This window comes from Streptomyces sp. NPDC051133 (assembly GCF_040682635.1).
Lineage (GTDB): Bacteria > Actinomycetota > Actinomycetes > Streptomycetales > Streptomycetaceae > Streptomyces.
The window spans coordinates 1-2,375 of record NZ_JBFBBK010000184.1 but is presented as its reverse complement, the minus strand read 5'-3'; the positions used below and the strand labels follow the sequence as shown (position 1 = coordinate 2,375).

Annotated in this window: 2 protein-coding genes; both read left to right on the top strand. The window is 58.2% G+C overall.

The annotated features are described in order from the left end of the window. Positions 1 to 731 precede the first annotated feature (731 nt). Positions 732 to 2,036, top strand: coding sequence for an ABC transporter substrate-binding protein (locus AB0N17_RS46165; protein WP_366017658.1), 1,305 nt, complete (start codon positions 732 to 734; stop codon positions 2,034 to 2,036). A gap of 147 nt (positions 2,037 to 2,183) precedes the next feature. Beyond that, positions 2,184 to 2,375 (top strand): inorganic diphosphatase (locus AB0N17_RS46160; RefSeq protein WP_366017657.1); only part of this gene is annotated, 192 nt, incomplete at its 3' end.

Below are 2,375 nucleotides of genomic sequence, written 5' to 3'. Positions count from 1 at the left end.
GCATCGGCAGCAGCGACAGCAACGGCCGGAAAGGAAAGCCCGATTGACGGCCCAGGACTGGGCGGACGCCGCGCCTACTGCACCCCCCTTGGCAAGGGCACAGCCAATGAATGGCTACACCTTGCTGTGGCGAGCCTAGGCAATTGGCACAGCAGAGGCGGTGAATTTGCGCCAAGTCGTCAGCGTAAATTGCTGAGCCTTTCCTTGACGCCCTGTAAAGGCCTCGACCGGCCTGACCCCGATTCATGGGGCATCGCGACACACACATCCGCTCGACCGCACCACTACAGCGCTCGAGGACTGGCCAATTCCGACCGTAAATCCAAGCTCTCCCCCGGCCTCGAGGACTGGGCAGCCCTCGGCGGCCCGCGCCACTTGCCGAGACGCCGTTGTGCAGCACGGAGCCATCGGCTGGCCTACCGGCGTCTGTCGCCTGGGCCCCTGCATCACCGAAAGCATTATTCCCGAATTGCAGAATGAGAAGAGAGACCAGATGCAATGCCCCCCGAAACGCAGGATTGGGTCACAATTTAATTACGATCCCCTACGTGGGGGTTCCTGCAAGCTAACAGCCCGCGTAGGGCTCATCCAGCGCATACCCCCGCCGCAAAGCTGATCGAACCAGTAAGCGGCAGACGGCAGGGCAACCCATTGAAAGGATTGTGCAGATGTCCGTGCGATCAACAGCCCCTATAAGACGCGCGACCCTGGCAGCAGGAATTGCGACAGTAATGTCACTCACCCTGGTAGCCTGCTGGGGAAAAGACAGCCACCACAGATCTCCCCAAATAACCGGCCTTCCCAGCGCATCCTCCAGCATCCCCCCTCTCCCTGACCTTCACGGAACCACAGTCAAAGTTGCCGCTGAATGGAATGGAAGCGATCAAGAGAAATTTACAAAAGTCCTTCAATTTTTCTCGAAGCAGACCGGCGTCAAGGTGAATTATGTCTCCACCGGAACAGGATCCAATCAGTCCTTTACGTCGAAAATCGACAGCGACAGAGGAATCGATGTTGCATTCCTTCCTCGCCTGAGCCTGCTGAGTCAATTCGCAGCGAGCGGCCGGATCAAGCCGGTTGGACAATCAACCCTTAAGCAGATTAAAGCCAACTACTCTCCTATCTGGCAGGATCTTGGACGCTTCCACGGTAAGCAGTACGGAGTCTCCTACAAAGCAACAGACAAGTCCATCGTCTGGCGCAACGCTAAAACGTTCGACAAAGCTCGGGCGTCCGAACCGCAAACCTGGAGACAGTTCATTCCGGTGGCCCAAAAAATCGCAGATTCTGGAATTCCGGACATATCCATCGCAGGTGCCGACGGAGCAACACTATCGGACTGGTTTGAAAACGTATACCTCTCCCAGTCGGGCCCGGATATGTACAGCAGGCTAGCGCACCATAAAATTAAGTGGACCGACCCCTCGGTAGAAAGGGCACTGGATGCACTCTCGCGACTTTTCACCGTAAAAGGACTAGTGGCCCCCGACCCGCTGCACACCGACTTCCGGCAGTCCATCGTCCAGACGTTCTCCGTACCGCCCAAATCGGCCATGACCCTGGGGGCGGACTCGATCGGGAAAATTCTCCCCCATCAATACAAGAAAGAAATCGGGGCGACCGTAGTGCCCTTCCTTTTTCCTGCCGACACCAAGAAGGCAACCTCCTCACCTCCGCCCCAAATTTGCGCCGGTGATATCGCAGTATCCTTCAGCGGAACCGTCGGCGCAGAGGCGCTGCTCACCTTTCTTGCGAGTCCACAAGCCGGTGAGATCTGGGCTCAACAAGGCGACTTCATCTCACCAAATTCAAAAGTAGCTTTCACTGCGTATTCCGATGCAATCTCCGGCTATGCGGCGGCGATGCTCAACTTGGCTACAAGCCTGAACTACGACATGTCGGATCAGGAGTCCGGCTCCTTCGGCGGCACCGGTGCGGGAAGCGAGGCGAGAGACTTGCAGAAATTCCTGCAGGACCCGCATTCTGTCGGTGACACTCAACGTCAACTCGAAAGTGACGCAGCACGCCACTCCTAGGGATCTGTGGCGTCGCCGCATGTCGACGGCGCCTCTTCCCGATCGGTCCAGCTGACACCGGCCGGCCACCTTGGTGCGGGCGTGCGAGCGACGTGTGCAGGACAGCGGAACAGCTCACGAGTGATACGGACGAGGCAAGGAGATGCTGTGGAATTCGATGTGATCGTGGAAATCCCGCAGGGGTCCCGCAACAAATACGAGATGGACCACGCCCTGCACCGCATCCGCCTGGACCGGATGCTGTTCACCTCCACCCAGTACCCCGCCGACTACGGCTACGTAGACGGCACTCTCGGCCAGGACGGCGACCCTCTCGACGCACTCGTCCTGACCGGTGAT